This is a genomic window from Mahella australiensis 50-1 BON, assembly GCF_000213255.1.
Taxonomy (GTDB): domain Bacteria; phylum Bacillota; class Clostridia; order Mahellales; family Mahellaceae; genus Mahella; species Mahella australiensis.
In genome coordinates this window covers 2,453,237-2,479,619 of the sequence record NC_015520.1, presented here as the reverse complement: position 1 = coordinate 2,479,619, position 26,383 = coordinate 2,453,237, and the positions used below count along the sequence as shown (strand labels likewise).

The 26,383-nt window shown below is 44.4% G+C and carries 25 protein-coding genes, 2 tRNA genes, 1 other RNA gene, 1 pseudogene and 1 riboswitch; of the genes and pseudogenes, 24 read left to right on the top strand and 5 right to left on the bottom strand.

The annotated features are described in order from the left end of the window. The first annotated feature begins 27 nt into the window (after window positions 1-27). Window positions 28-243 (top strand): hypothetical protein, encoded by a 216-nt coding sequence (locus MAHAU_RS11610; RefSeq protein ID WP_013781920.1) that lies wholly within the window; start codon window positions 28-30, stop codon window positions 241-243. 67 nt (window positions 244-310) lie between these two features. Here MAHAU_RS11610 and MAHAU_RS11605 read toward each other — a convergent pair whose 3' ends face one another. After that, a complete protein-coding gene (locus MAHAU_RS11605; protein ID WP_013781919.1) occupies window positions 311-514 on the bottom strand; it encodes a hypothetical protein in 204 nt (67 codons plus the stop codon). A gap of 201 nt (window positions 515-715) precedes the next feature. Here MAHAU_RS11605 and MAHAU_RS11600 point away from each other — a divergent pair, with 201 nt between their 5' ends. The 3 genes from MAHAU_RS11600 to MAHAU_RS11585 all read left to right on the top strand — a co-directional run bounded on the left by MAHAU_RS11600 (window position 716) and on the right by MAHAU_RS11585 (window position 3,978). Next, entirely contained in the window at window positions 716-1,069 is a 354-nt protein-coding gene (locus MAHAU_RS11600) for a hypothetical protein (protein ID WP_013781918.1), read from the top strand. A 378-nt stretch (window positions 1,070-1,447) separates the two neighbouring features. After that, a complete protein-coding gene (locus MAHAU_RS11595) occupies window positions 1,448-2,479 on the top strand; it encodes a hypothetical protein (protein WP_013781917.1) in 1,032 nt (343 codons plus the stop codon). A 1,127-nt stretch (window positions 2,480-3,606) separates the two neighbouring features. After that, the gene (locus tag MAHAU_RS11585; protein ID WP_013781916.1) at window positions 3,607-3,978 is read left to right on the top strand and encodes a hypothetical protein; all 372 of its coding nucleotides are present in this window, start codon (window positions 3,607-3,609) and stop codon (window positions 3,976-3,978) included. 141 nt (window positions 3,979-4,119) lie between these two features. Here MAHAU_RS11585 and MAHAU_RS16235 read toward each other — a convergent pair. Then, window positions 4,120-4,245, bottom strand: a pseudogene (locus MAHAU_RS16235) (DUF362 domain-containing protein); the annotation flags it as partial. 206 nt (window positions 4,246-4,451) lie between these two features. Between MAHAU_RS16235 and MAHAU_RS11575 the strand changes: the two are divergent. From MAHAU_RS11575 to MAHAU_RS11565, 3 genes are read left to right on the top strand one after another with little or no spacing between them, the layout of a single operon-like run. Further along, window positions 4,452-4,832, top strand: a complete 381-nt coding sequence (locus MAHAU_RS11575) for a GntR family transcriptional regulator (protein ID WP_013781915.1) — start codon at window positions 4,452-4,454, stop codon at window positions 4,830-4,832. Further along, window positions 4,829-5,701, top strand: a complete 873-nt coding sequence (locus MAHAU_RS11570; RefSeq protein ID WP_013781914.1) for an ABC transporter ATP-binding protein — start codon at window positions 4,829-4,831, stop codon at window positions 5,699-5,701. The genes MAHAU_RS11575 and MAHAU_RS11570 overlap by 4 nt, the downstream gene beginning before the upstream one ends. After that, window positions 5,701-6,384 (top strand): ABC-2 transporter permease, encoded by a 684-nt coding sequence (locus MAHAU_RS11565; protein WP_013781913.1) that lies wholly within the window; start codon window positions 5,701-5,703, stop codon window positions 6,382-6,384. Before MAHAU_RS11570 ends, MAHAU_RS11565 begins: the two co-directional genes overlap by 1 nt. 187 nt (window positions 6,385-6,571) lie before the next feature. Here the strand turns inward: MAHAU_RS11565 and melA are convergent, their stop codons facing one another. Then, window positions 6,572-8,062, bottom strand: a complete 1,491-nt coding sequence (melA, locus tag MAHAU_RS11560) for an alpha-glucosidase/alpha-galactosidase (protein ID WP_013781912.1) — start codon at window positions 8,060-8,062, stop codon at window positions 6,572-6,574. A gap of 151 nt (window positions 8,063-8,213) precedes the next feature. Here melA and MAHAU_RS11555 point away from each other — a divergent pair, with 151 nt between their 5' ends. The 11 genes from MAHAU_RS11555 to ffs all read left to right on the top strand — a co-directional run bounded on the left by MAHAU_RS11555 (window position 8,214) and on the right by ffs (window position 18,755). Continuing rightward, window positions 8,214-9,113 carry an AraC family transcriptional regulator gene (locus MAHAU_RS11555; RefSeq protein WP_013781911.1) on the top strand — a complete coding sequence of 300 codons (900 nt, stop codon included), beginning with the start codon at window positions 8,214-8,216 and terminating at the stop codon, window positions 9,111-9,113. Between the two features lie 345 nt (window positions 9,114-9,458). Further along, window positions 9,459-11,117: an FAD-dependent oxidoreductase gene (locus MAHAU_RS11545; protein ID WP_013781910.1), complete on the top strand. Its 1,659-nt coding sequence runs from the start codon at window positions 9,459-9,461 to the stop codon at window positions 11,115-11,117. A 232-nt stretch (window positions 11,118-11,349) separates the two neighbouring features. Then, entirely contained in the window at window positions 11,350-13,566 is a 2,217-nt protein-coding gene (pflB, locus tag MAHAU_RS11540) for a formate C-acetyltransferase (protein ID WP_013781909.1), read from the top strand. Beyond that, window positions 13,567-14,298: a pyruvate formate-lyase-activating protein gene (gene pflA / locus MAHAU_RS11535; protein ID WP_013781908.1), complete on the top strand. Its 732-nt coding sequence runs from the start codon at window positions 13,567-13,569 to the stop codon at window positions 14,296-14,298. It abuts the gene before it with no gap. 103 nt (window positions 14,299-14,401) lie between these two features. Continuing rightward, window positions 14,402-15,727 carry an ABC transporter substrate-binding protein gene (locus tag MAHAU_RS11530; RefSeq protein WP_013781907.1) on the top strand — a complete coding sequence of 442 codons (1,326 nt, stop codon included), beginning with the start codon at window positions 14,402-14,404 and terminating at the stop codon, window positions 15,725-15,727. Window positions 15,728-15,788: 61 nt separating this feature from the next. Beyond that, window positions 15,789-16,778 (top strand): carbohydrate ABC transporter permease, encoded by a 990-nt coding sequence (locus MAHAU_RS11525; RefSeq protein WP_013781906.1) that lies wholly within the window; start codon window positions 15,789-15,791, stop codon window positions 16,776-16,778. Between the two features lie 11 nt (window positions 16,779-16,789). Then, window positions 16,790-17,632 (top strand): carbohydrate ABC transporter permease, encoded by an 843-nt coding sequence (locus MAHAU_RS11520; protein WP_013781905.1) that lies wholly within the window; start codon window positions 16,790-16,792, stop codon window positions 17,630-17,632. 124 nt (window positions 17,633-17,756) lie between these two features. After that, the gene (locus tag MAHAU_RS11515; protein ID WP_013781904.1) at window positions 17,757-18,227 is read left to right on the top strand and encodes a nucleoside deaminase; all 471 of its coding nucleotides are present in this window, start codon (window positions 17,757-17,759) and stop codon (window positions 18,225-18,227) included. 32 nt (window positions 18,228-18,259) lie between these two features. Beyond that, window positions 18,260-18,353, top strand: a tRNA-Ser gene (locus MAHAU_RS11510). A 42-nt stretch (window positions 18,354-18,395) separates the two neighbouring features. Beyond that, window positions 18,396-18,485 (top strand) — tRNA-Ser (locus tag MAHAU_RS11505). Window positions 18,486-18,488: 3 nt separating this feature from the next. Then, window positions 18,489-18,755: signal recognition particle sRNA large type (gene ffs / locus MAHAU_RS15410), an RNA gene on the top strand. Between the two features lies 1 nt (window position 18,756). Here ffs and MAHAU_RS11500 read toward each other — a convergent pair. Continuing rightward, window positions 18,757-19,077 carry a heavy metal-binding domain-containing protein gene (locus MAHAU_RS11500; protein ID WP_013781903.1) on the bottom strand — a complete coding sequence of 107 codons (321 nt, stop codon included), beginning with the start codon at window positions 19,075-19,077 and terminating at the stop codon, window positions 18,757-18,759. Window positions 19,078-19,243: 166 nt separating this feature from the next. On the opposite strand from MAHAU_RS11500, the gene MAHAU_RS11495 reads away from it, so the two are divergent. From MAHAU_RS11495 to MAHAU_RS11470, 6 genes are all read left to right on the top strand, one after another. After that, window positions 19,244-20,029 carry a sulfite exporter TauE/SafE family protein gene (locus MAHAU_RS11495; RefSeq protein WP_013781902.1) on the top strand — a complete coding sequence of 262 codons (786 nt, stop codon included), beginning with the start codon at window positions 19,244-19,246 and terminating at the stop codon, window positions 20,027-20,029. 64 nt (window positions 20,030-20,093) lie between these two features. Beyond that, entirely contained in the window at window positions 20,094-20,915 is an 822-nt protein-coding gene (locus MAHAU_RS11490) for an SDR family oxidoreductase (RefSeq protein ID WP_013781901.1), read from the top strand. 14 nt (window positions 20,916-20,929) lie between these two features. Then, window positions 20,930-22,063 carry a DUF362 domain-containing protein gene (locus MAHAU_RS11485; protein ID WP_013781900.1) on the top strand — a complete coding sequence of 378 codons (1,134 nt, stop codon included), beginning with the start codon at window positions 20,930-20,932 and terminating at the stop codon, window positions 22,061-22,063. Between the two features lie 256 nt (window positions 22,064-22,319). Continuing rightward, complete coding sequence (locus tag MAHAU_RS11480) at window positions 22,320-22,814, top strand: RidA family protein (RefSeq protein WP_013781899.1); 495 nt, start codon at window positions 22,320-22,322, stop codon at window positions 22,812-22,814. A gap of 372 nt (window positions 22,815-23,186) precedes the next feature. Then, window positions 23,187-23,291, top strand: a riboswitch (TPP riboswitch). Between the two features lie 89 nt (window positions 23,292-23,380). Further along, window positions 23,381-24,016, top strand: a complete 636-nt coding sequence (thiT, locus tag MAHAU_RS11475; protein WP_013781898.1) for an energy-coupled thiamine transporter ThiT — start codon at window positions 23,381-23,383, stop codon at window positions 24,014-24,016. 63 nt (window positions 24,017-24,079) lie between these two features. Then, entirely contained in the window at window positions 24,080-24,487 is a 408-nt protein-coding gene (locus tag MAHAU_RS11470) for a ferritin-like domain-containing protein (RefSeq protein ID WP_013781897.1), read from the top strand. Between the two features lie 8 nt (window positions 24,488-24,495). Here the strand turns inward: MAHAU_RS11470 and abc-f are convergent, their stop codons facing one another. Then, window positions 24,496-26,349 carry a ribosomal protection-like ABC-F family protein gene (gene abc-f, locus MAHAU_RS11465; protein WP_013781896.1) on the bottom strand — a complete coding sequence of 618 codons (1,854 nt, stop codon included), beginning with the start codon at window positions 26,347-26,349 and terminating at the stop codon, window positions 24,496-24,498. Between the last annotated feature and the right edge of the window lie 34 nt (window positions 26,350-26,383).

Genomic DNA, 26,383 nt, shown 5'->3' with positions numbered 1-26,383 from the left:
CTACCTATTCGACAAGGAGCTAGGGCTATGACAACCATAATGTCATCGATGTGTATATCATGTACGCATTATAAGGGTGATCAGAAATGCGATGCATTTCCGGATGGGATACCTGAAGAGATATTCTGGAAATATGCGGATCATAGGCACCCGTTCAAAGATGATAACGATATAAGGTTTCAGATTGCATCAGAATATGCAGAATTCGAAGACGTGATAAACAGGCAGTACGATAAGGAGTGATAAGCCTGGCCTGGATGGCAGAAATGTTGAGAGCTAAAAAACCTGCATTCTCTACCCGCGTCGCCAATCATCTTATCATGAATACGGTCTTATACAAGATATTATCTATGGTATATATAACGGCTTTCTTGCGATAACCGTAGAACCATAGCTTATCAGTATCGGCTATACCACCTATGAGCTCTTTTGCCTGTTCTATATTCAAATTCTCAAAGGGATTATATATTTCCCCAAAATATTGCTTGCATTTAATGTCGAACCATACTAACATGGTATATGTATTATACGATTCATACTAACATAATGAAAGTGGTCTGTCTAAAAAATTTGTATAGACAGGCCACTTTGTCTACCAAATAATGTAATATGGACGGGATTGCTTCTGACAGTGAGATTGGCTAAACATACCACGTTTATTGCTAAAATTCATGGCTTATAACAGGATACCGAAAAGACGGCCAAGCAAATAATAATGACATATGAACTAAGGCCGGAGATAGAAGAAGATTATCGCCAGATTAAGGATTACTGGCGGCTAGAGGATTTTAAGAGCACAAAATACAACTTTATAGCGTTTCACATAGTAATGCTGCTAATAGGATATTTGTACTTTCAACTTTACAAAGAGGCAGAAGAAGGGTACAAATATGCGGGCAAATCACTGCCAGTAGCGATGAAGAAATATACAAAAGAGGGACCAAAATTCGTTATCATATACAGCGGCCAGTACTTTGGCATATTTGGCTTTTTAGAATTTATTCAATTATATGCATCATGTGGCATAGAAGTGAAGCAGTACCTAGATCCGATTCTTGCTAAAGTATAGCATAAATGATGCAGCTTATTATAAATCACGAATCGCAGATAAATGCTGTATACAATTGCGTAATAAATGTTCTTGATATATAATATATCAGGAGTTGATAAGGGATTTAGAGCGGATGTGACCAGGAATGGTGTGACGGAAATAGTCAGCACCTCGGTGCAAGGGATTTATTAACAATATGAACAACTTATAATAAATCTAAAGGGAGGAAAGATTATGCGGGGGCTCCCATTGATTTTTATAGCGTCTTGAATTTTTATTATGGTGCAGGCGCGGAGGCATTGCCCACGATAACGCAGTTGAACTGATTAAAGAAAAAGATGATTGTCACCAATCTTGCAGTAATGCTGCAAGATTGGTGGTTTGGAGGATTATATTATGGACATAAAAGTAAATCCATTCTTCACGGGAGCATATAATCAAAGAATATTTAATCGAAACAGTACTCCGTTAAATGATGCAAATAGCATAGAAAAGATAGCTAAAAAATTAGAGAGCATTGGATTGCAAGAACGTCCCGCAGTACTGGTTTCATTATCTGATGAGGCAAAAAGTTTATTTGCTCAAAATGGCACAGATAAAATGGAGCATGATATTGAAGAACTATATCAGAAGCACAGAGCGTCACGCATTCAAGAGTTTGGAGAGTCTAATGAGTTTGCCCTAAAAGGAAATGATCAGTGGCTTATATTTAGCGAGTTTCTATATAATAAAGGGTTCTATGACAATATGTCAGATGAAGCCGTGAAAAATACTGAACAGGTATTGATGGAAATTACAGATGGGATGGACGATGTATTTAGCTGGGGACATGATATAGGGATTGATTTGTATGATCAATTGCATGGCGAACAGTTAGATTCAAATGAGGCTCGAGTAGAATTGGAAAGTTCTATTGCGGCTCTCAGGTACTTTTCTGAGAATCTATTAGACAAGGCAAACAAGGAAGGTTTTAACGAATTGATAGATAAATATTATAAACATAATTCTGAGATGCTCAATAGCGGGTATGCTTCAATTGAAGAAAAATTTAATTTAGGACGCAGCAGATTATCTGATGCCATAAAGGAACGGTTAGAAACTGAAAGACTTAAACACCCAGAGGACATGAGAGATGAACAGGCAGCACAGGATTTGAAGATCAGAGATATTATTGGCTCAATTACGCACAATGAAGAAGAAATAAATAACTATATCATTGATATTTCTGGTTTGTTTGCAATGATAAATCAGGAAAATAATCTGGATGATATATTAAATAGCGTTAAAGAACGCTTTTTAATGTTCGCAACAAACAAAATTGATAATACTGACTTAAAAGACTATGTTTTAAAGCGTTCAGAAGATACGTTCGTAAATATAAATAATTATTGGTCTCACCTTACCGAGCTTGTGAAAACAATTGGTTAAAGTTTTTGCTCTGCCCAATATTAGAGCATTTGTTTTCATATATAAAAATGCTGCCATCGGAAGGAGTATGAGAGGCTATGTTTTTTTATTGATTGAGTGTTATAGTTGATGTGCGAGGACGCAACGCTGTGACGGAGACAGACTGTACTCCAGAAATCAAGCCCAGTGTAATTCCAGAGGCTGCAACGTGGGAGTATGTCACATGGGATTATAACGAGCAGCTTACTCTTGACCGTAATTCTGAAACACTGAAGCATATCAGAGAAATTGGCTCCGGCTGTAAGGCGACCAATGTCTACTATGTTCAGGACATGTAAAGGGATGAAAACGACATTTGAGTAAAAATTGAATTTATATAAGGTATGCGCTGCAATCGATTCCCAAAATGAAACCGTAAATTTGCAGACAAAGCCACGCGCTATTGTCCCCAGCGGAGAGGTAACAAGAAACTTCGAACAGCAAGACTTTAACATATCGAATATTCACTTGTTTCCGATAACAGACTAAACGATGAATTGCCGTGGACATATTCCCACGCACGGAGAATGCTCCAAAACCACCCTTGACCTATTCCCTTGCACGGGAAAAACGCCAAACACAGACACAACATCAATCTGATTGGCTCGGCGCATGTTGAGACGGTGGTATTGATGTCGAGGGTGGAAAAGTCCTGATTGAAAGTATTAGATTAACAGGACTTACGCAAAAGTCCGCTGAATATTGACAATCTAATATTTTAAGCTGCAAAGTTGTCAAAGGTGGTTGTTCTAATGCTATCTTAGCCTATAACTTTTTGCATAACTCCTGTAAGTAAGAATAAATTTAGGAACACTCAGGTTTTAATGACGCCACCATAAGTCGATTACGGCTAAAGCAGACTACAGTGATCATGCGTGTTGGAATTGCAGTGTGCTTCAGCCTTGACTTGGATATAATGAGGGCAAATCGGTTATTGGAGTTGGCGAGGCTGACGCTGAACAATGGCCAAGAGTGTCTTGCCCATGAATTTATCCTTACAAATTTCAAGGGCTGCCCCTCTTTGAGAAAAAGGATGTCCTAAAGCGATTCGGCGTTGACCCGATAGGCGTCCGCTAAAGACGAATAATTATTATGGAGGATTATAGATCATGGATAACACATACCAATGGGTGCCGTTTTACGAGGCACTTGCTGATAAACTGATCGTATACAACAATAAACGGAACGAATTATTTGACTTAATGAAGAAAGTGGCATCGGAGCAGCCACTGATGAAATACCTCCACTTTGAGCGCGAAGACTGGGGGGGACCACTTCGGCATCAAATAGATCCGTTTTCTGTGATTGGAGTAATGAATCGCGGGATAACAGATGCAAATCGCACTGTGCTGGCTAAAATTCTCGCTGACGCGTTTGAATTAAAACTGCTTGCGCCTACGCAGTTTGCAGGATTCCTGTGCTTGATAACAGGAGGTCATTCTTTACGGGAATGGACGAGCTGTGGGATTTATTCGTTTTAGCAATGAAAGCTGCTGAAACAAACACATTATTAACAGCAGGCCTTATCTCAGCAAAATTGCAAATGTCAACAGAGCGATCTGGGCAGAGATCAGCTCATATTTTCTTTTGCCTAGGCCCAAAGTTTCAGCATACTCCAATGTATGACCGCCCGGCTCTCCGCTAGAAATCTTTACTGCGACTTTGCCTGACGCCTTGCGGCCTAAAACCTTATAAACCCTAATCAGGCCTTCAGAACTAATATCTTTCGTCATATAAACCGTTGACATGTTAAACCCTCCTTATTATTGGCGCTATTCATAGCGTACAACTTGGAGTATGCTCTATGTCAAGAGACAATTTGTTTTCCTTGTATGCACTGAATTTGACATATTACGAATTGAAGATATTTAAAAACAAGTAGTTGACGAATGTATATTTTAGTGTTATACTGTATATATTGAATATAAACAGTATAACATGAGTGAGGTGGTATATGTATATCCATCTATCGCAGGAAGATATAAGGCCGTTGTATCAGCAGATCGCAGATCAGATAAAAGTGCAGATAATGGATGGTACCATAGCGCCGGGGCAAGAACTTCCCTCCATACGCCAGCTCGCACAGCAGCTTTTGACTAGCGTTATAACGGTTAAGCGCGCATACGATGATCTGGAGCGTGAGGGTTATATCTATACCCGGCAGGGTTTGGGGACATTTGCCGCTCGCATATCGGCACCACAATTAGACGATATGCGGCATAAGCAGGCCGAGGAGATATTGTCCGAAGCCGTGGAAAAATGCCGAGCGCTCGGCCTTAAAGGTGAAGAAATATTAGGACTGATAAAGGAGTTATTCAAGGAGGATAAGGGATGATAGTAGAAGCTAAAGGATTATGCAAGAAATATCAGAAGTTTGAGTTAAAAGATGTCGACATTGTATTGCCAGAAGGCTACATAATGGGGCTTATAGGTCCCAATGGAGCGGGTAAGACTACTACTATAAAACTGCTGATGAATATCGTAGCTCCAGATAAGGGTGATATAAAGCTATTCGGCATGCGCTGGAATGAAGAAAATGAGGTGCTGATAAAACAACGTATAGGATATGTGGGCGAGGAGCAGCCGTTTTACGACGAGATGAGCGTGAAATGGACCGCTGATCTTGTGAGCAAATTTTATCCGAGCTGGGATAATAAAACCTATATTGATCTTATAAAACAATTTGATATAGATGAAAATAAAAAAGTAGGTGATCTATCCAAAGGGAACCGTGTTAAATTTGCTTTAGCGCTGGCTATGGCGCATAAACCTGACCTGCTCATATTGGATGAACCTACATCGGGTCTGGATCCCGTGATACGTCGCGATATACTTAAGCTTTTAGCCAAGTTCATAGAGGATGGAAAGCGTTCGATATTATTTTCCACGCACATAACTGAAGACCTGGATAAAGTAGCAGATTATATAGTGTTGATAAATGATGGACGGATACTGGTATCCGCAGAAAAGGATGACATTATAGCCAAAATTAAAAAGGTTCACATTAGAACCGCTGAGTTTAATAAGCTATCTGCGAATCTATTTATTGCCCATAAAAGTGTAGGCGACGAATGTATGGCGGTTACAGCCGATTTTCCGGCATTCAGGAGGATGTATAAGAATATCGCCGCTAAGGATCCTGAGGCCTATGGAATGGACCTCAGCGATATAATGCTGGCTTATGTGAAAGGAGAGATATATTAATGTTGGCACTGGTATATAAGGACTTATATCAGGTCCGCAAATCGATAATGCAGGTTTTAGCTATATGGGGTTTCTTCGCGTTGATAGCCATCTTGAGCAATTTACATGGGAAAAGCAATTATATAACAAACGTTCTTGTATATCTTTATGGTTTGATGGCTGTTTACGCTATCGTACAACAGATTTTATATAATGAAGATAAATACAAGGGTATATATTTTATGAAGACATTACCTCTCAAAGAATCTATGATTGTAGACAATAAATTTGTTACAGTCATAGTATTGGATGTGTTGTCTTTTGTTGTTTCATTTATATTGTTGGGTGTAATAGGTATAGTTACACCTCAGAACATATCCCTTATGGATATTATAATGAATATACTGATATTGGTTAGCGTCAACTTAGCATATTGTGGTATATTGCTGTTGCTTTTTTTCTGTGTTGGACCTGCAAAATCGAGGCAGTATATGTCTTTTATTGTGATTATTCTAATACTTGCGATCTCACTCGGACCTTCTCTTATTCAAGGTACTGCGGCAGCGGAGTATATAAAAGATGCTATAAAACTTCTAGACCAGCCATATACGCCATTTGCCTTTTTACTGGTAGGCCCATTGATTTACGCTGCGTGTTGGGCGGCATCATTGCGTGTATTCAAACGTAAATCTTACATCTCCTAGGCAAAAAGATAATCATAAAGTATGCCACCGCATCATTGTGTTGTAAAAAGCCCGAAATATATGCTAGGCGGACTTTTGAAGAGTAGGACCGCAGCAATCTTTCATTGCGTAATGGTCTACTTCGCAGCCGTAGCGAAGCATATATTTCAGGCCATAAGCAGACGCAGGCTCTATATAGTTGCAGATGCTATTCTTTAGCGGCCTTATCGGCAGCTGCCGCATTTTTGGTAGCCGCTTTACGATCCTGGGCCATTTCCTCTACTGTTTTTACTTTTAGCCTGGCTGCGCCGCGGTAATCCTTCGTTTTTATCAAATTGCCAGATGAGAGCCTTTGCTTGGCCTTATCTATAGCTTCTTTGTATTGTGGCAACCATTGTGCCTCTGCCACCAGCATTTCATCTACCAGTTGCCATACCTCGGGTGGATTGCATACAGCGCCTACCAAAGGGTCCATCAGCATAGCCTGGCGCAATAGCATGTCGTCGCCGTGCACTGCTGCTTCTACAGCCATGCGCTGCACTGATATATTGGAGTTGCACATGGCCGCACATCCGAGCGGCAAATCGCCTATACGCGGTATATTTATGCCATTGTAATCTACGTAGCCCGGTACCTCCACTATTGCATCAGGGGGCAGATTGGTGATGGTATGCTGGTTTACCACATTAAAATGGCCGCGATAGGTGCGCCCGGTTTCCAGGCCTTCTATTATATAAGAGCCGTGTTCTTTGCTGCGGTGAGATTGATCGTATACGAGCGGAGGCTCTTTTAGCCAATTGGGGAAATCGGTTTCAAACCAGTTGCGACCTTCTGTGCATACGCGTAGATATCCGCCAGTTTCGCCGTTGATCCAACTGCTTAAGTCGATCCAATCTTTTATCTCGTCCGGTCTCTTGCGATACCATGGTACATACTCGCTTAAATGGCCGTTGGATTCAGTGCTGTAATATCCAAATCTGCGCAATATATCGATGCGGACCTTTTCGGTCTTGCTATAGACGGGATGTTTTTCGAACGCTTCCAGTAGCTTGCCTGTCATATCTTCCCCTTTATGTTTGACCTGTATGTACCAGGTCATGTGGTTTATGCCGGCGCATATGATGTCCACCTCTTCGGGTTTCAGGCCTAGTACCTCAGCTATCTGTTGATGTCCGCCTTGGACACCGTGACACAAACCGATGGTTTTTACACCGCCATATTTGTTGCAAGCCCATGTTATCATGGCATTTGGATTGGCGTAATTGAGCAATAAGCAATCCGGTGCGCTGACCTCTCGTATGTCCTTGCAAAAATCCAATACGGCCGGTATGCCGCGCTGCCCGTACATGATGCCGCCGGCGCACAGGGTATCGCCTACGCACTGGTCTATACCGTATTTAAGCGGTATGTCTATGTCCATCTGAAAGGCTTCCAATCCACCTATACGCACCACGTTGAACACATATTTGGCATCTTTTAACGCCTCGCGGCGATCCAGCGTGGCTGTAAGTGTAGCCTTGCATCCGTTCTCAGTTATATCCCGCTGGCATAACTGCGTTACCATATCGAGATTGCGCTGGTTTATGTCAGTAAAAGCGATTTGTGCATCGTTGAACTCCGGTACCGATAAGAGATCGCGCAGCAGTCCGCGCGTAAAGCCGATGCTGCCGGCACCGATAAAAGCTGCCTTAAAAGCCATAAAAAATTTCTCCATCCAATAATTTATCTTTGTTTCATTATATCAAAAGCGCTATCGATGGATTTAAGATATAGCGTCCTTTTGGATAAATCAAAAGAAATAAATTGCGTCATGTGATATAATATCAACAGTAAGTCTGAGGTGATTGATTATGGCAGCATACATCCATGATCTATATAGCGAATTATTGCATAATATAAAGGTTGCACCTAATTTTGAAAATTATTATGATGTAGAATTTGTGCAGGGCTTTGATATGCCAATGCATCAACATAAAAGTATAGAACTCATGTATGTTAGCAAAGGCAAATGCACGGTCTCTATAATGGAACATAGCATGACATTATCGGCGGGAGAATTCGTGCTGATAAACGGTGGCATACCTCATCGTCTGTACGTGGAGAGGGGTAGAAACTGCCGTGTGGCCAATATGGAATTTATATTTTGTCCAAGCAATGATGTACCGTGCTCTATAAGCGATCTATGGGCGTTATCCATGGAGATAAGAGGGCTCTTGAACAGCGATAATGAATTTTTCCATTTAAGCGATTCCGAGACACTTTATGCGACTGTTCGGGATATCATTCGGGAATTGGAGTCCGATGATGCAAGTAAAAACCTTCTTTTAGCCCTTATGGTATTGGAACTCATGCTCAAAATATCGCGGATATATTGTGCAGGGCAAACGGCTGATCATAGCCCTGCTAATGTATATGTTAATAAAAGTTTGGATTATATGCGCAGGCATTATTCGGAAGATATTTCGGTAGATGACATAGCCGTGGCTTTGAGTATAAGCACGAGATATTTTCAAAAAATATTTAAGCAGACCATCGGCCATACTCCTATGGATCATCTCAACAAATTGCGCATAGATAAGGCAAAGCTATTGCTGCGAAAAACCGACATTCCTTTGACCGATTTATGCCTTATGGTGGGTATAAACAGCCGGCAATATTTCTCTTATTTATTTAAAAAATATACAGGCCTTTCACCGAGTGAATTTCGCCGAAAATCCAATGTTTCAATGTCATCGGATTGGTTTTCTTAATTCATTATTTTTTATGATGCTTGTAGCCCGGCCATAATTGTTGTATAATAAATAGTATCTGATAATTATTATCGCCGTAGTGATATAATTACGCATAGCAGAGGGTGATGCTCGATAAAGCATAATATAGTCCGAGTTATAAGCAATATATTCTTTATACTGGCTATGGCGGTTGCGGTATATGCGTTGTTTTCGGTATATATTGCATATCGAAATCTACCGGCCGGCGTTTGCCCGGTGGATAATAATCGCGGCTGGCTATATGCCGCCATAGTTCTGTCGATGCTCTCGTTAATACTGTCGTTTTTCGAAGGAAAGAAAAAGTAGATACGGAGGAGAAAAATCATGAGGATAGTAGTTATAGGTTCTGTGGCAGCCGGCACGTCGGCTGCAGCTAAAGCGAGGCGCAATGATGAAAGCGCTGAGATAGTCATATATGAGAAGGATAGAGATATATCGTATTCCGGGTGCGGGCTGCCCTATTACATAGGTGGGGTCGTCAAAGAACGCGCTAAACTTACGCCACGCGATGAGGCTTTCTTCAAACAACGGTATAATATCGACGTATTTACCGGGCATTCGGTAGCCGATATAGATACGGCATCTAAAACCCTGAGCATAGTGAATATGGCCACAGGAGAACAATTCGAGGATAGATATGATAAGCTGCTCATAGCCACCGGTGCACATCCTATCATGCCGCCCATACCCGGCATAGACAAGCCCAACGTATTTCCTTTGAGAAACGTGGCTCATGCCGATGCCATAAATGAATTTATTCAACAAAAACAGCCGAGGCATGCCGTTATAATAGGCGGCGGTTTTATCGGGCTGGAGATGGCCGAAAATCTTGTTCACCGAGGCATAGCGGTGGATTTGGCCGATATGGCGCCGCAGGTGATGACGCCGCTAGACCCTGATATGGCCATATATGTGCAGCAGTACCTTGAACGAAACGGCGTGAAGCTGTATCTCGGCCATGCGGTAGAGGAACTGCTCGGTGATGAGGAGGTCGATACGGTGCGCCTTGCCGGTGGCATTGAGATTGAAACCGATATGGTCATCATGGCCATAGGCATAAGGCCTGAGGTTGAGTTGGCTAAAAGAGCCGGTATAGCCCTCGGTCCTACCGGTGCTATAGCGGTCGATACGCGCATGCAAACTAATGTACCGGATATATATGCTGCCGGAGATTGCGCCGAGGCATTTTCGGTGATAAACGGCAAACCTCTGTATCGTCCGCTTGGTTCGACGGCCAATAAGATGGGGCGCATAGCTGGCGATCAGATGACCGGCGGTGATCTCGAATTTCGAGGTATATTGGGTACTGGCATATTCAAGACATTTGATATGGCTGTGGCGCAAACGGGCTTATCCGAAAAAGAAGCCAAAGCTCAGGGATACGACGTGGTAGTGTGCCATAATATAAAATACGATCATGCCGATTATTACCCAGACAGTGCGGAAATGGTTATAAAGGCGGTGGCCGATAAAACGACGCATAAAATCCTGGGCGCTCAGATAGTGGGGCCTCGCGGTGTGGACAAGCGCATAGACGTTTTTGTGACGGCCATAACGTTTGGAGCAAAGGCTGAGGATTTATTCCATCTTGATCTGGCATATGCGCCGCCATTTTCCACTGCAAAGGATCCGGTTATGTATACCGGTATGATACTGGAGGGTATATTAAAGCGTCAGCGCCCTCTTATGACGCCCGACCAGCTGATACAGCGCCAGATGGCCGGGGAGCCTGTAACGATCATAGATACAAGAGAGCCCGAAATGTATGAGAAAGGGCATATCGAAGGCGCTGTAAATATACCGCTGGAGGACCTTCGCAGTGAGGCCGGTAAACTCGACAAGAATATACCTGTTGTGACCTACTGCAACAGGGGCGTGACGGGCAATGCTGCGCAAAATCTATTGCTGCAGATGGGTTTTAAAGAGGTATACAACCTGTCGGGCGGATATAATAACTATAAGGTGCAGAGGAAGAGATGTTAGACGCTTTACGAGGGATTTCAACATAACGGCTTTTATTATAGATGACATCGGTGGTGGTGGCTTTCAGACGCCTTGAAGCTCGATATTCGGTTTATGATGTATAAAGAATTGTATAAATTGTACGAATTTAATCAACTTTAAGACTTTGGCTGAAAACTGGATTATACGTCAATTCGGTGGTATAATAAATACAAGTAAACCACTTGTATTTATTAAGAAAGGTTGATGTTCGATGGATTTTATAGAAGGCAAATGGTGCCGCGATATAGATGTAAGGGATTTTATACAATTGAATTATACGCCATATGAAGGCGATGAATCATTTCTGGCCGATCCTACGGCCGCTACGCAAAAGCTCTGGGATAAGATAAGTGAGCTGTTAAAAAAAGAAACTGAGAAGGGCGGAGTGTTGGACATAGATACTAAGACAGTATCGACCATCACATCGCATAAGCCCGGTTATATAGATAAGGATTTGGAGAAAATAGTGGGGCTTCAGACCGACCAGCCGCTTAAACGGGCCATAATGCCGTTCGGTGGCATACGCATGGTAAAACAGGCATGCGAGGCCTACGGTTACGAATTGGACCCCGAGGTGGAAAGGATATTCACTCAATATAGAAAGACTCATAATCAAGGTGTGTATGACGCCTATACCACAGAGATGAGAAAGGCGCGTCATGCCGGCATCATAACCGGTTTACCCGATGCTTACGGCCGCGGTCGCATTATAGGCGACTACAGGCGCATAGCGCTCTATGGTGTGGACAGGCTCATAGAAGACAAGAAACAACAGCTTATACAACTTGAAGTAAACGATATAAACCAGGAGGTCATACGCGCCCGGGAGGAAATAAACGATCAAATCCGGGCGTTGAATGAGCTGAAGGAGATGGCTGCATCGTATGGGTTTGACATATCTGCTCCGGCTCAGGATGCGCGCCAGGCCGTGCAGTGGCTGTATTTCGGGTACCTCGCCGCCATAAAGGAACAAAACGGTGCCGCTATGAGCCTTGGCCGCGTATCGACTTTTTTGGATATATATATCGACCATGATGTAAAAGCTGGTATTTTAACTGAACGCGAGGCGCAGGAATTAATAGATCACTTTGTGATGAAACTGCGTATAGTGAGGTTTTTGCGCACTCCTAGCTATAACGAGCTCTTCAGCGGCGATCCGGTATGGGTGACCGAGTCTATAGGCGGCATGGGTTTGGATGGCCGCACGCTGGTTACAAAGACGTCTTTCCGCATGCTGCATACGTTAGAAAATCTGGGGCCGGCGCCCGAGCCCAACCTTACCGTGCTGTGGTCTAACCGTCTGCCCGAGCCTTTTAAGCGCTATTGCGCAGGATTATCCATACACACAAGCGCTATACAATATGAGAACGATGATCTCATGCGCCAGTACTGGGGAGACGATTATGCTATAGCGTGCTGTGTATCGGCTATGCGTGTGGGTAAACAGATGCAGTTCTTCGGTGCCAGGGTTAATTTGGCCAAAGCGTTGCTGTACGCTATAAACGGTGGGCGCGACGAACTGTCCGGACAGCAGGTAGCGCCGCGCTTTGCACCTATAACATCCGAGTATCTCGATTACGATGAGGTGATGGAGCGTTTCGACACCATGCTGGATTGGCTGGCCAGGGTATATGTCGGCGCCTTGAACGTTATACATTATATGCACGATAAATACAGCTATGAAGCCATAGAGATGGCTCTGCACGATAAGGATATACTGCGGACTATGGCATTTGGCATAGCCGGCCTTTCGGTTGTGGCCGATTCGTTATCGGCTATAAAATATGCCAAAGTAAAGCCTATACGCAGCGACGACGGCATAGCGGTGGATTTCGAGATAAACGGTGAATTTCCGACGTTCGGCAATAATGACGATCGCGTGGACGATATAGCTGTGGATATAGTGCAACGGTTTATGGGCAAACTGCGCAAGCAAACCACATATCGCCATGCTATGCATACTCAGTCTATACTGACCATTACATCCAACGTGGTATACGGCAAAAAGACCGGTAATACGCCTGATGGCCGTAAAAAAGGAGAGCCTTTTGCTCCGGGAGCCAACCCGATGCATGGCCGTGATAAAAAAGGCGCGGTAGCCTCGATGAGCTCCGTCGCCAAGTTGCCGTATGAATATGCCCAGGACGGTATATCCTATACATTCTCCATAGTGCCCAAAGCGCTGGGCAAGGATGAGGAAGAGCGCGTGAGCAATCTCGTGGCGCTGCTTTCGGCGTACTTTGCGCAAAACGGTCATCATATAAACGTCAATGTCTTTGACCGAGAAACCCTTTTAGATGCCATGGATCATCCTGAGAAATATCCGCAGCTTACTATAAGGGTGTCCGGTTACGCAGTGAATTTCATCAAGTTGACGCGTGAGCAGCAGCTCGACGTTATAAACCGTACATTCCATGAGGTAAAATAAGTGGACGTAAAGGGAAGGATCCACTCTATAGAGACCATGGGGACGGTGGACGGCCCCGGCATACGCTATGTGGTTTTCATGCAGGGCTGTCCGCTGCGCTGCAAATACTGCCATAATCGCGATACGTGGGATATGTCCCACGGTCGCATTATGAGCGTAGATGAATTGATGCAGGATATAAAAAAATACAAGAATTTTATGAAGTATTCTGGCGGAGGCGTCACTTTAACGGGCGGCGAGCCTACGCTGCAATGGCGATTTGTGGCCGAGCTATTTCGCAGGTGCAAGACCGAGGGCATTCATACGGCTTTGGATACGTCTGGATTTGTAGATATAGAGAGAGCCGATACATTTTTACCGTATACCGATCTGGTGTTACTGGATATAAAGGAGATTGATCCTGTAAGACACACTGAGCTAACCGGAGTGTCCAACGATAAGACTCTGGCGTTTGCGCAACATCTGAGCGAGCTGCATATACCGACATGGATACGTTACGTGCTGGTACCCGGTTATACCGATGATCCGGATGATATACGCTCGCTAGGCCGATTTATATCTAGGCTTTCCAATGTGGAATTGGTGGAAATATTGCCGTATCATACTATGGGCGTATATAAGTGGGAACAGCTTTGTGTGGACTATCCGTTGAAAGACGTGCCCGTTCCCACCGATGAGCAGGCCGAAGCTGCCAGAAAGATATTGCGCGATTTCAATATCTCTGTGCGGTAGTTATTACTGTATTTTGGCGTTTATGCAATAAGTTGACGATATGCATAAGATTTTGTATAATATAGACAATAGGATTGTATTATACAAAATGGAGGGATAAATCATGGTTAAGAAATTAAGCCTTATATTATCGATAGTTTTATTGTTTTCTATAATAGTAACAGCATGTACGACCAAAAGGCCGCCATCGCAGGAAAATGGACAAGTCAACCAACCGGCTCAGAAGGTTACTATAAGATTGTCTACATGGGCAGGTGCCGACGAGGCTAAGGAGCTACAGGCTATATTGGATAAACTGAATTCTGCATCTGATAAATATGAAATCGTACAGGATTCGAATCCCGCGGATTATGATACGCGACTTACAACGCAGCTTTCGGGCAGCAGCGGACCTGATATATTCTGGATCAGCGCCCAGAGAGCAGCCCAATTTGCTGCCAGAGGCGTCATGCTCGATATAACGCAGCGTCTACCCAAGTCCGATAAACCAGTGGCAGAGCTGTCTGATTATTATGAAGCATCATTAGGACCATTTAAGTATAAAGACTCTGTATTCGGTTTACCATGGATTGAGCAGCCAGTAGTGTTATATATCAATAAGGATCTTTTCGATAAAGCGGGAGTCGCTTATCCGGATGACTCCTGGAATTGGGATAAATTTTTAGATGCGGCTAAGAAGTTAACCGTGGATCAGAACGGTAAACATCCGGATGAAGCAGGTTTTGATAAAGGAAATGTGAAACAATGGGGTTTTACTTTGAACGGCTGGCCGCCGGTTCAGGTATTCATATGGCAAAATGGCGGCGAGGTAATATCGGAGGACTTTAGCAATTCACCTATAGATACTCCTGAAGCCAAAGCGGCTTTTAAGTTCTATGCCGATCTGGTTAACAGCCCTATGGTACCGTCGCAGCAGTTGATAAAGGATCGCGGTTTTGATACGATGTTTAAAAATCAACAGGTGGCTATGTTTATGGGAGGCGCGGCAGACAGCCTCGATACCAAAGTGGATTTCAAGTGCGGCGTGTATGAGCTGCCTGCGGGTCCTGCCGGCACAAAAGCTACGCTAGGCGATGTACTTGGCATGGGCATAAATGCGAAGACCAAAAACCGGGATGTGGCATTTGAAGCGTTTTTGGATTTGACGGATGCCATACATCAATGGAAGGTTATGCCTCCTCGTAAGTCCATGGCCAATATGGATACCATGAAGAAGCTTCATCCTGATAGGGAAGACGCTATGCAAGCCATAATAAACTCGATGGAATATGCCAGGACTTACCGTTATTTTGGTAATTATCCTGATTGGGACAATATCTTTTGGACTCAGCTTATGGACCCTATAGTGAATAATCACGCTGATCCGGAAGAGCTTATACCCAAAGTTAAGCCACAGCTCGATGCTGTATTAAAAAAATCGGCTGAATAAGATTAATAAGGGGGCGCACAAAGCGCCTCCTTATTTAAATTTCCCCAAGGAGGTGTTTTTGATGGAACGCTTTATAGGTCCGTTTGAGCGATGGTTAATGGCCCCGATAGTACTTATAGCTATGGCGTTGATTATATACCGATTGATGAGGAGAATAGGATGGCGCCAGCGACAGGCTACCGGCTTCGCATTGATATCGCCGTGGCTTATCGGATTTATCATATTTACTGCGTTTCCTTTGATATATTCTTTCTATCTAAGCTTTACCGATTATAGTCTTTTCGGTACCCCTCAATGGAAGGGATTGGGCAACTACATATGGTTGTTTACACAGGATATCGAATTCTGGCCTTCCATTAGATTAACTTTACTATATGCGGCTTTAAGCGTACCTATAGGGGTTATAGGTTCATTGCTGGTAGCCATGCTGCTTAACAGGCAGATAAAGGGTATAGGCATCTATAGAACTATATATTACATGCCTGCGGTTATTCCTGATGCAGCAGTAGCATTATTATGGAGATGGTTGTTTAACAGCGAGTCAGGTCTTTTAAATTACATCGTTGCCCCGCTTTTTAATGTTCTGGGGCTGGGTAGACCTGATTGGTTCGGTGATCCGCGGTTCGTGTTGCCGGCCTTCGTAATAATGAGCGTGTGGGGTATATTCGGTACAAATACCGTTGTGTTTCTTGCCGGACTTCAGGGAGTACCCAGAAGCTTGTATGAGGTGGCCGAGATAGACGGTGCTAAGGCATGGGCTAAATTCTGGCATATAACGGTTCCTCAGATATCGCCCATAATCTTATTACAGGTTATAATGGGCATGATCGGAGCTTTGCAGATATTTACGGTTGCTATGTTTGTCAGACCGACATCTGCAGCGGGTAAGTTCATGAATCAGCTTGTCTACGAGAGAGGGTTCACTCAGCTTCATATGGGGGAAGCCTCGGCTATTGCATGGATATTGTTTGCCATAATATTCGTATTGACACTTTTGATTTTCAGATCGACGCCTGCATGGGTATACTACGAAGGCGAAGTTAAAAGATAGGAGGGTATTATATGCGATTGCATAAGAGTTTAGCCAATATTTTTATATATATCCTTATTACGGTTGTAGCCATAATAGTGCTTATACCTTTTTTATGGACTATATCGACGGCTCTAAAAGCCGATGCCGATATATTTGCTTGGCCACCCGAGATTATACCCAAGCCGGCTCACTGGGAGAATTTTTCTAAAGCTTGGAATGCCATGCCTTTTGATAAGTATTTGGTCAACACGATTTTTATAGTAGTTTTAGGCATGATAGCTGAATTAGCCAGCGAAACGCTTGTAGCATACGGTTTTGCCAGATTTGATTTTCCGGGCAGGGACATTATATTTTTCGTATTGCTAAGCACTATGATGCTGCCCTTTCATGTTACGCTTATCCCGACATATATAATATGGAACAAACTGGGGCTTGTAGGCGAGTTTGATCCACTTATACTGAGAGCATGGACGGCATGGGGGCCGTTTTATATCTTTCTACTGCGGCAGTTTTTTATGAGTATTCCTATTGAGCTCGACGATGCTGCTGAAATAGACGGAGCTTCTCCTATGGATACGTTTTATAGGATCATGCTTCCTCAGATAAAGCCGGCTCTGCTGGCGGTCGGGGTTTTTGCCTTCAAGGGCTATTGGAACGACTTCCTTGGGCCGCTGATATATTTGACAGACATGAATAAATACACTATGACTTTGGGAATGTATTTCTTTATGGGCGGTGTGAATGAAGCGCCTAAGTGGAACTATCTCATGGCTATATCGGTTATTATAGCATTGCCTACCGTTGTGTTGTTTTTCATGGCCCAGCGTTACTTTATAGAAGGTATAACGTTTACTGGTCTGAAAGAAGGGTAAGCGTTCTTGCCCGCCGTCAATCTCCTGCATGAACTATGCTGCGGGAGATTGACGATTTGTTTGTTTTTCCCCTCTTGTCAAAGTGCGTAATACATGTTACAATATCCTTTGTGAGTTGAAGCGAATGTCAGATAAAATCGATAGGCTTTATAAATTTATGTCTGAGGCCATAAAAGAGGCTGAACTTGCCGCGGCCGAAGGCGAAGTGCCAATAGGTGCCGTAGTGGCTAAAGGCGATGAGATTATAGGGAGAGGTCACAACCAAGTTGAAGGGTTGCATGATGCTACGGCCCATGCCGAGATGCTGGCTATCCGCCAAGCTATGGCTGCTATAAATGATTGGCGTCTCGACGGTTGTGAGCTTTATACTACGCTTGAGCCGTGTGCCATGTGCACCGGTGCCATGATGCTGTGTCGTATAGAGCAGCTTATATACGGTGCGCCTGATTTGAAATGGGGCTGCGCCGGCACGTTATACAACCTGCCGCGTGATAGGCGCTTCGACCGTAATATAGAGATCATAGCCGGCATTGGAGAACAGCGTTGTGAAGAGATGCTGAAGAAGTTCTTTGAAAACCGGCGCAACGACAACTGAATAATCTGATAATTATCAAGTAGTCCTAAAATGGAGAGATGGCTGAGTGGACGAAGGCGCTCGACTGGAAATCGAGTGTGTGGGCTAAAACCTGCACCGAGGGTTCGAATCCCTCTCTCTCCGCCATAAATGCGGGATCAAACAATTACTGGTCCCGCGCATATTTATGGAGAGATGGCCGAGTGGACGATGGCGCTCGCCTCGAAAGCGAGTGAGCGGGTTACCGCTCCGTGAGTTCGAATCTCACTCTCTCCGCCATGGCCGTGCTAGATGGGGAGGTAGCGGTGCCCTGTAACCTGCAATCCGCTCTAGCAGGATTGAATTCCCATGCTTAGGCTTTATGCCTGTGAGGACTGGCCTGCACAAGTGGTGTAGATCATTGGGTCCTGCGCAACGGAACCTCATAAACCCCGCCAGGTCCGGAAGGAAGCAACGGTAAGTGAGCCCTTTCGTGTGCCGCGGGGCAACCTGATGGGAGCTAACTATGCAGATACCGCTCGGAGGCATGAGTCGAAGCTGGGTGCACGGCTTATTCTACATATACGGCCGTGCCGCTGGCCGTCACCATGAGCATGGAACCGCCCTGACCCACCACTTCATAATCCAGATCAATACCTACTATTGCATTGGCTCCGTAAGCTTCAGCCTGGCGCTGCATTTCACCGAGCGCTATATTGCGTGCTTTTATAAGTTCATCTTCATAAGCTGCGGATCGTCCGCCGAAAAAGTCGCTGAGCCCTGCCATGAAATCGCGGAATACATTGGCGCCGAGGATGGTTTCGCCGCTGACAATACCTTTATACTCTTTTATTTTTCTACCCTCAATGCTTGGTGTCGTTGTAATTATCATATGATACCTCCAAAAATATTTTATTATATCATATTTTACCATGCTGTATTGCTGCCTGCAATATAGGAAAATAACTTGGCGCAATGTTGTAATGATATGTGTAGAATGCTATAATTCTTAATAAAAGATATTATGACTTGCGATGTATACTGACGGAGGATTTTGCATGATGGAATATGTACTTATTTTGTTCATAGGATGCGTAGCTGGTGTTGTAACTGGTCTGATAGGCGCCAGCGGCGTTATGGTTGTAGTCCCAGCTCTTGTTATACTTGGTTACGCTACTTCGGATGCTATAGGAGCGAGTCTATTTATAGATACTATAGCATCATTGGTAGTGGCATGGACATATTACCAAAATAAAAATCTCAATCTTAAACAGGGTATTTGGATAGCTATAGGTTCTGTAGGTGGCGCTCAGATAGGCAGCTTGATATCGCCTTTAATCCCCGATGTAGGTTTGAACAGCGCTTTCAGCATATTTTTGGTGATTACGGCGGTGATATTTTGGTTCAGAGGGGCTAAAGGCGGGGCGCCGGATTTGAATAATAATGTTGCCACGCAACAGTCGAGCATATTAAAACTTTTAAGATCCAATGTTATAATTTCCGGTTTGCTGCTCGGAATTCTGGTAGGTATAATAAGCGGGTTGCTCGGAGCGGGCGGCGGGGTTATGATATTGCTTATATTAGTATTCGTCATGCAGTATAGCATGCATGAAGGCATAGGTACTTCTACGCTCATAATGGCATTTACCGCAGCGTCGGGAGCTATAGGCCACGCCATTTCTTCCAATCTTCCATTAAAAGCTGCGATATATGGAGCAATAGGAACATTAATCGGGGGGCGTTTCGCTGCGAGGTTTGCTAACAAAGTTAACGAGAAAGTTTTAAGCAAGGTCGTGGGGGGCGTGTTCGCCGCGCTGGGGGTTATAATGCTAATAGCCCGATAGAACTGTCGGGTATAGAAATCGGTAGAACATTTTCAATAATTAAGTGGGTGAGGAGGCTCATATATTGTACGGTAAATCGGTGCTTGTAACAGGCGCTTCATCGGGCATGGGCAAGGCATGCGCGGAATATCTAAGGAATAAGGGTTATCATGTATACGGCGCTTCACGTCATAGCGACGGCAGCATTGAGGCCGACGATAAAAGCGGCGGCTTTATAAAAATGGTGCGTATGGACGTGCGCGATGACGAGACGGTAAAATCGGTTGTAGATTCTATGGCACAGGAAGAAGGCGGCATCGATATAGTCATAAATTGTGCGGGGTATGCTCTAGCCGGAGCTGTCGAAGATACAACGCCGCAAGAGGCGACAGATGAATTCGATACCAATTTCTTCGGCGTATTGCGCGTATGCAGAGCGGTACTGCCATGTATGAGAGCAAAAGGCAACGGCCTTATAATCAATATAGGATCGGTGGCCGGCTTTATAGCCATACCATATCAATCCATGTATAGTGCCAGCAAATACGCTCTGGAAGCCTTATCCCAGGCTATGCGCATAGAGGTTAAACCGTTTGGGATAAAGGTTGTGCTCATAGAGCCGGGCGACGTGAGAACAGGCTTTACATCCGGTAGGGTGTGGACGGAAGTGTCTAAAGGAGCTACGCCCTATAAGGAACGATGCCAAAAAGCTGTGGAAGCCATGGAACATTCAGAGATGAGCGGGCCAGGGCCGGAGATAGTTGTTAAAGCTGTGGCTAAAATAATCGCGAGCAAAAACCCGCCTATAAGGACGGTAGTGGGTGCGGATTATAAGCTCATCGCATTTTTGAAGCGTCTGGTGCCAGACAGGCTTATAGAATATGTCGTAGCCAAAATGTATTCATAAATGGAGGATAAAACATGCCAGTACCGGTAGCCATAGAAAAATGCAGCGACTATGATAAAAATAAGGTAGAGGAAGCGTTGAACGAATGTTTGAACGCTTTAGGCGGTATAGGAGAATATGTAAGACCCGGTCAGAGGGTTTTCATAAAGATAAACCTTTTGATGAGAAAACGGCCTGAAGAGGCGGTTACCACTCACCCGGCCGTTGTAGAGGCGGTGGTCGGAGCGGTCCAAAGGGCAGGTGGTATACCTGTGATAGGCGACAGTCCGGGCGGTATGTTCAATGAGCGAACGCTTAGGAGTATATATCGCACCTGCGGTATAGAACAAGCAGCTAAAAATACAGGTGCCGAGCTCAACTACGATGTGTCCGAAACAGAGATACCAAGTTCCGACGGCAAAATATTAAAACGTTTGTCCATAGTCAGAGCTATAGCCGACGCCGACGCGATAATCGACATAGGTAAGCTCAAGACGCACGGCATGGCAGTGTTCACAGGTGCCGTAAAAAATATGTTCGGTGTGGTACCAGGCATGAGGAAGGCTGAATATCATCTGAAAATGCCCGATCTCAATGATTTTGCCGATATGCTCATAGATATAAACATGGCTGTAAAACCGGCATTAGCTATAATAGACGGTATAGTGGGTATGGACGGTAATGGTCCGTCGGCGGGCAGGCCACGCAATATAGGCGTCATAGTGGCCAGTGCCAGCACATTTGCCGCCGATGTGGCGGCGGCTTCCATAGCCGGCATACCGCTGGATGTAATACCTACTGTGCGGCAAGCTAAAAAACGTGGTTTACCGGCAACTCTTGATGATATAAAAGTTTTAGGCATACCTGTAAACGATGTAAAAGTGAAAGATTTCGAGATGCCGCCGCGCCGCGGCGTAAGCTTTCTGGACGGCAAGGTACCGCGGTTTATGGTCGGTTTTTTGCGCAACGTGACTATGGCCAGGCCGGTATTTGATCATGACGCGTGTAAAGGGTGCGGCGATTGCGCCGATAATTGCCCGCCTAGGGCTATAAAGATGGTGGATAAGCGCCCTCGTGTCGATTTAAATATATGCATAAGATGCTTTTGCTGTCAGGAGCTATGTCCTTATAAAGCTGTCGATATAAAGAAATCATGGATTTTTAGGTAAGAAATCGGGTGAAAATTATACATATTGCACAAAAAATTCATGTTGATATATTATGAAGCATGTGCTATAATAACTTATGTCAATCATTTGCCGGGCGTTCTTCTGCCTCGACCCGCCAGCGGCTGGGGAAACGCCCGGATAAATGTGATGGAGCTGGATAAGGCTCATGTTCTGTAACATTTTTGTACTGTAACATTTCGCCTTTCTATCTTATAAGAACATCTTAATTGACTTTTATCTCGTTAGGCGGCAGCTCTTGCCGCCATTATTTTTACATATACGGGTGATGCTATTGTCTATTATAGAAGAAAGAATAAAGGCATTGGGATTAGAACTACCGCAGACGACTGCACCTGTGGGGGCGTACATACCGGCGATTATATGCGGCAATATGGTCTTTGTATCGGGACAATTGCCCACAGTAAACAGCATAGCACAATACAAAGGCAGCGTAGGCGATGGCATATCGGTGGATGAAGGCTATCAAGCGGCGCGGCTGGCTGCGTTAAATGCTTTAGCTGTATTAAAAAGTGCCGTTGGCGACCTCGATAAAGTAAAACGTATTGTAAAGATAACAGGTTATGTCAGATCAGCGCCGGGTTTTGAGCAACAGCCTAAAATAGTCAATGGTGCCTCCGAGCTGATAGTCGATATATTTGAAGAAGCCGGCCGTCATGCGCGCGCGGCCATAGGCGTATCAGAGTTGCCGGCCGGCGTACCGGTAGAGATAGAACTTATAGCCGAGATATGAAAATTTTATCTGGAATTCGTAATATATGACTGAAACGGGCGACATAAAGCGATGCAAATGATATAAAGCCTGAGAACGCCTTGAAATATTGTGTAGGCGTACTCAATGAGTGCAGCGCAGAGCAAGCGTAGGTCGGGCATGGACGCCCGACCAGCCGGCACTGAGCATGGACGCGAATTGCCGGCGTTAGCTTGCTCAAGCGAAGCGAATTGTAAGTACGCCAGCAATATTTCATGAGCGGGCGTAGGATTTATATCATTGCATGCGTTGAATTTGTTATATTACTAATCGCAGGAAAATTTTATTATCAGGCTTGTAATACAAGCCATGATAGTGCTATAATAGCAAGTGTAAAATTAAATATGTTTGATCTGTGTCCGCTAGGGGAGCTGAATAGCTGAGAAAGCGAGTGTCTCTCGCTTAACCCTTGGAACCTGTCTAGATAATACTAGCGTAGGGAAGCGGTTTGTTAAGAGCTTAAGACCGCATGCCTAGCATGTGGTCTTTTTTGACCTCCTTTCCGGGCATAGTCAGGCAAATACTACAAAGGGAGAGGAGGTGAGCGTATGGATTACATCATAAGTGTATTTGAGGACTTGACCGAGATTACGCCCACCACTATAGCAGTGGTGATAGCGGTATTGGCAGTAGTCGGTTTTTTAGCTGTAATAGGCCCCAAAGCCCGCTTTAATACCAAATCTGTCGTGTACGGAGGCTTATGCATAGCCGTAGCCTTTATATTGTCCTATATACGTTTTTATCATTGGCCGCAGGGGGGCTCGATAACATTGGCCAGTATGCTGCCAATGTTCGTATATGCCTATATCTTTGGCCCGGCAGCCGGTATTGCGGCAGGCGTTGCTTACGGCCTTTTGCAACTGATACAGGATCCTTTTATACTACATCCTGTACAGGTATTGCTAGATTATATAATAGCTTTTGGAGCATTGGGCCTGGCCGGCTACTGCCGAAATAATATAAGCCTAGGGGTATTGCTCGGTGGTTTTGGTAGATTTATGGCCAGCTTTCTGTCCGGCGTAATATTCTTTGCAAGTTATGCGCCGGAGGGCATGAATCCCATATGGTATTCTATGGTGGTTAATGGTATGGTTATAGGTACGGATACGGCCATTTGTTTTGTAATATCCCTAATACCGCAGGTGAGGAGCATGATAGAACGATTGCGCTCTAACGCGATATAAGGCGACACCGATGCGGATTGTGCTGCATAGTATATATAAGAATCTATATATGGAGATGATACTATGTATGCCGATAAGTCCGATCTGGTCAGGCGCATAAGGGAAGCTATGGAAGGTGAGCGGCATGATGCGGCTTTTTATGCTGTACTCATCGAAATGGCACCGCCTGAGGACAAGGATATTATAAAAGGTATACGCGAGGATGAACTTAAACATTACAGGATGTTCAGCGATATGTATACCTATCTCACAGGTTCTTCCATAAGTGTGCCTGAGCCTGAGATATCGCCGCCTAAAAGCTACAAGGATGGCTTGGCCAGCGCCATAATGGGGGAAACAAACGCCGTAGAAGAATATAGGATCATACTGATAGAGGCTCCGTTCTGGTATATGAAGAATTGGATGTATATAATTGTGACTGATGAGCAAAAACATGCGGACAGATTTAATATGTTATACAGCAGGGCATAGGTTTGAGCCTATGCCCATTTTTCATATAACTCTTCCAATTCAGTTTTGAGCTTGGCATGTTCATCCGTTAATTGACGCATTTTTTGACCGTCGGTATATACATCTGGATCGCACATGGCCGCCTCCAACTCTGCTATACGGTCTTCTATAGTTACTATTTCGGCTTCTATATCTTGAGATGCCGCGGCCTGCGATGTATTTTCGGTTTTGGGTTTAGCCCTCCTTTTGGCCGATGTAACCGAAATTTGAAGCGATCCATCCTGTAGATGTTTTTGCTGCCAGTAATCGTCATAATTCCCTTCATATACGGTTATCCCATCAGGTGTAAGTTCGAGTATTATATCGGCTATCTTGTTTATAAAATACCTGTCATGGGATACCGCCAGCAATGTACCATCATAATCTTTTAAAGCGTCCTCCAGCGCTTCACGCGCTGATATGTCAAGATGATTAGTCGGTTCGTCCAGCAGCAGCATATTATATCCTGCCGGCATTAATTTGGCCAACGCTAGGCGGGCGCGTTCACCACCGCTCAAATCGTTTATTCTCTTAAGTACGTCGTCGCCCTTAAAAAGAAATACAGCCAATATCTTTCGCACATCGGTCTGGCTGAGAAGTGGGTAAGCGTCCCAGAGCTCTTCGAGAACGGTTTTGTCAGGATTAAGGCCAGCATGCTCCTGATCATAATATCCTAAAAACGTATTCTGTCCTATACGAATCCTGCCGGATGAAGGCTCCAATTGGTCTGCTATGATTTTGAGCAGAGTGGATTTACCTATGCCATTGGAGCCTATAACGGCAGCCCTCTGGCCGCGTTTTAATTCGAAGGTTACATCGTTTAGCACGCATTTATTTTCAAATGATTTACTCAGCGATTCCACTTTTAATGCATCATTGGCGCCGCGCTGGCGCGCTTTGAAAGCAAAGCTTATGCTCTGCTGTTCGACGGGCTTATCTATGCGTTCAATACGGTCCAGCGCTTTTTGACGGCTTTGGGCGGCGCGTATACTTTTTTCCCGGTTATATGAGCGGAATCTGTCTATAATCTCCTGCTGACGTTTTATTTCTTTCTGTTGGAGGTCATAGTCTTTAGCTCGCTGTACTATGAATTCGCGCTTTAAAGCTGCATATCGCGAATAGTTGCCATCATAGACTGTCATCATAGTATTTTCTATATCGAATATTTTATTACATACGGCGTCCATGAAATAGCGATCGTGCGATATAACCATTACAGCGCCCGCATAGTTTTGCAAGAAGCTCTCCAACCACTGAGTGGCTTCAATATCCAAATGATTAGTCGGTTCGTCGAGCAATAATAGCTGCGGTTTTTGCAGCAGCAATTTACCGAGTGCTACGCGTGTCTTCTGACCACCGCTCAAAGTGGTTACGGCTTGCTCGAATTCGTTCGGAGAGAACCCCAAGCCAATAAGTACGCCCCTTGTATAGCTTTCATAGCTGTAACCGTCCAAATGAGTGAATTGGTCGGACAGGCGAGCGTATTCGGACATCGTGCCTTTATCCGTCTGACCATCCGCCATAAGCCGTTCTAATTCGTGCATGCGCGTCTCTATGGCTATTACCTCGTTGAAAGCTGAGAGCATTTCGTCCCAAACAGTATTTTTTACATCCAGGCCGGCATCTTGCGATAAATAGCCTATCGAACATTGGCCAGGCATGTATATCTCGCCGGCATCGGCGTGCTCTATACCTGTTATTATTTTCATAAGCGTAGTTTTACCGGCACCGTTGGGGCCTACTATGCCTATTTTATCGCCTTGTTCTACGCGAAAGCTTATATCTTTTAATATATCTTTTGAACCGAAGGCTTTGCTTATGCCCTTGGTTTCGAGAACGGTCAATCTGATTCGCTCCTTCCGTATTCTATGATTATTT

Coding starts and splice junctions, on each gene's coding strand:
- MAHAU_RS11610 (WP_013781920.1), top strand. CDS start 28: ATGACAACCATAATGTCATCGATGTGTATATCATGTACGCATTATAAG.
- MAHAU_RS11605 (WP_013781919.1), bottom strand. CDS start 514: ATGTTAGTATGGTTCGACATTAAATGCAAGCAATATTTTGGGGAAATA.
- MAHAU_RS11600 (WP_013781918.1), top strand. CDS start 716: ATGACATATGAACTAAGGCCGGAGATAGAAGAAGATTATCGCCAGATT.
- MAHAU_RS11595 (WP_013781917.1), top strand. CDS start 1,448: ATGGACATAAAAGTAAATCCATTCTTCACGGGAGCATATAATCAAAGA.
- MAHAU_RS11585 (WP_013781916.1), top strand. CDS start 3,607: ATGGATAACACATACCAATGGGTGCCGTTTTACGAGGCACTTGCTGAT.
- MAHAU_RS11575 (WP_013781915.1), top strand. CDS start 4,452: ATGTATATCCATCTATCGCAGGAAGATATAAGGCCGTTGTATCAGCAG.
- MAHAU_RS11570 (WP_013781914.1), top strand. CDS start 4,829: ATGATAGTAGAAGCTAAAGGATTATGCAAGAAATATCAGAAGTTTGAG.
- MAHAU_RS11565 (WP_013781913.1), top strand. CDS start 5,701: ATGTTGGCACTGGTATATAAGGACTTATATCAGGTCCGCAAATCGATA.
- melA (WP_013781912.1), bottom strand. CDS start 8,062: ATGGCTTTTAAGGCAGCTTTTATCGGTGCCGGCAGCATCGGCTTTACG.
- MAHAU_RS11555 (WP_013781911.1), top strand. CDS start 8,214: ATGGCAGCATACATCCATGATCTATATAGCGAATTATTGCATAATATA.
- MAHAU_RS11545 (WP_013781910.1), top strand. CDS start 9,459: ATGAGGATAGTAGTTATAGGTTCTGTGGCAGCCGGCACGTCGGCTGCA.
- pflB (WP_013781909.1), top strand. CDS start 11,350: ATGGATTTTATAGAAGGCAAATGGTGCCGCGATATAGATGTAAGGGAT.
- MAHAU_RS11530 (WP_013781907.1), top strand. CDS start 14,402: ATGGTTAAGAAATTAAGCCTTATATTATCGATAGTTTTATTGTTTTCT.
- MAHAU_RS11525 (WP_013781906.1), top strand. CDS start 15,789: ATGGAACGCTTTATAGGTCCGTTTGAGCGATGGTTAATGGCCCCGATA.
- MAHAU_RS11520 (WP_013781905.1), top strand. CDS start 16,790: ATGCGATTGCATAAGAGTTTAGCCAATATTTTTATATATATCCTTATT.
- MAHAU_RS11515 (WP_013781904.1), top strand. CDS start 17,757: ATGTCAGATAAAATCGATAGGCTTTATAAATTTATGTCTGAGGCCATA.
- MAHAU_RS11500 (WP_013781903.1), bottom strand. CDS start 19,077: ATGATAATTACAACGACACCAAGCATTGAGGGTAGAAAAATAAAAGAG.
- MAHAU_RS11495 (WP_013781902.1), top strand. CDS start 19,244: ATGATGGAATATGTACTTATTTTGTTCATAGGATGCGTAGCTGGTGTT.
- MAHAU_RS11485 (WP_013781900.1), top strand. CDS start 20,930: ATGCCAGTACCGGTAGCCATAGAAAAATGCAGCGACTATGATAAAAAT.
- thiT (WP_013781898.1), top strand. CDS start 23,381: ATGGATTACATCATAAGTGTATTTGAGGACTTGACCGAGATTACGCCC.
- MAHAU_RS11470 (WP_013781897.1), top strand. CDS start 24,080: ATGTATGCCGATAAGTCCGATCTGGTCAGGCGCATAAGGGAAGCTATG.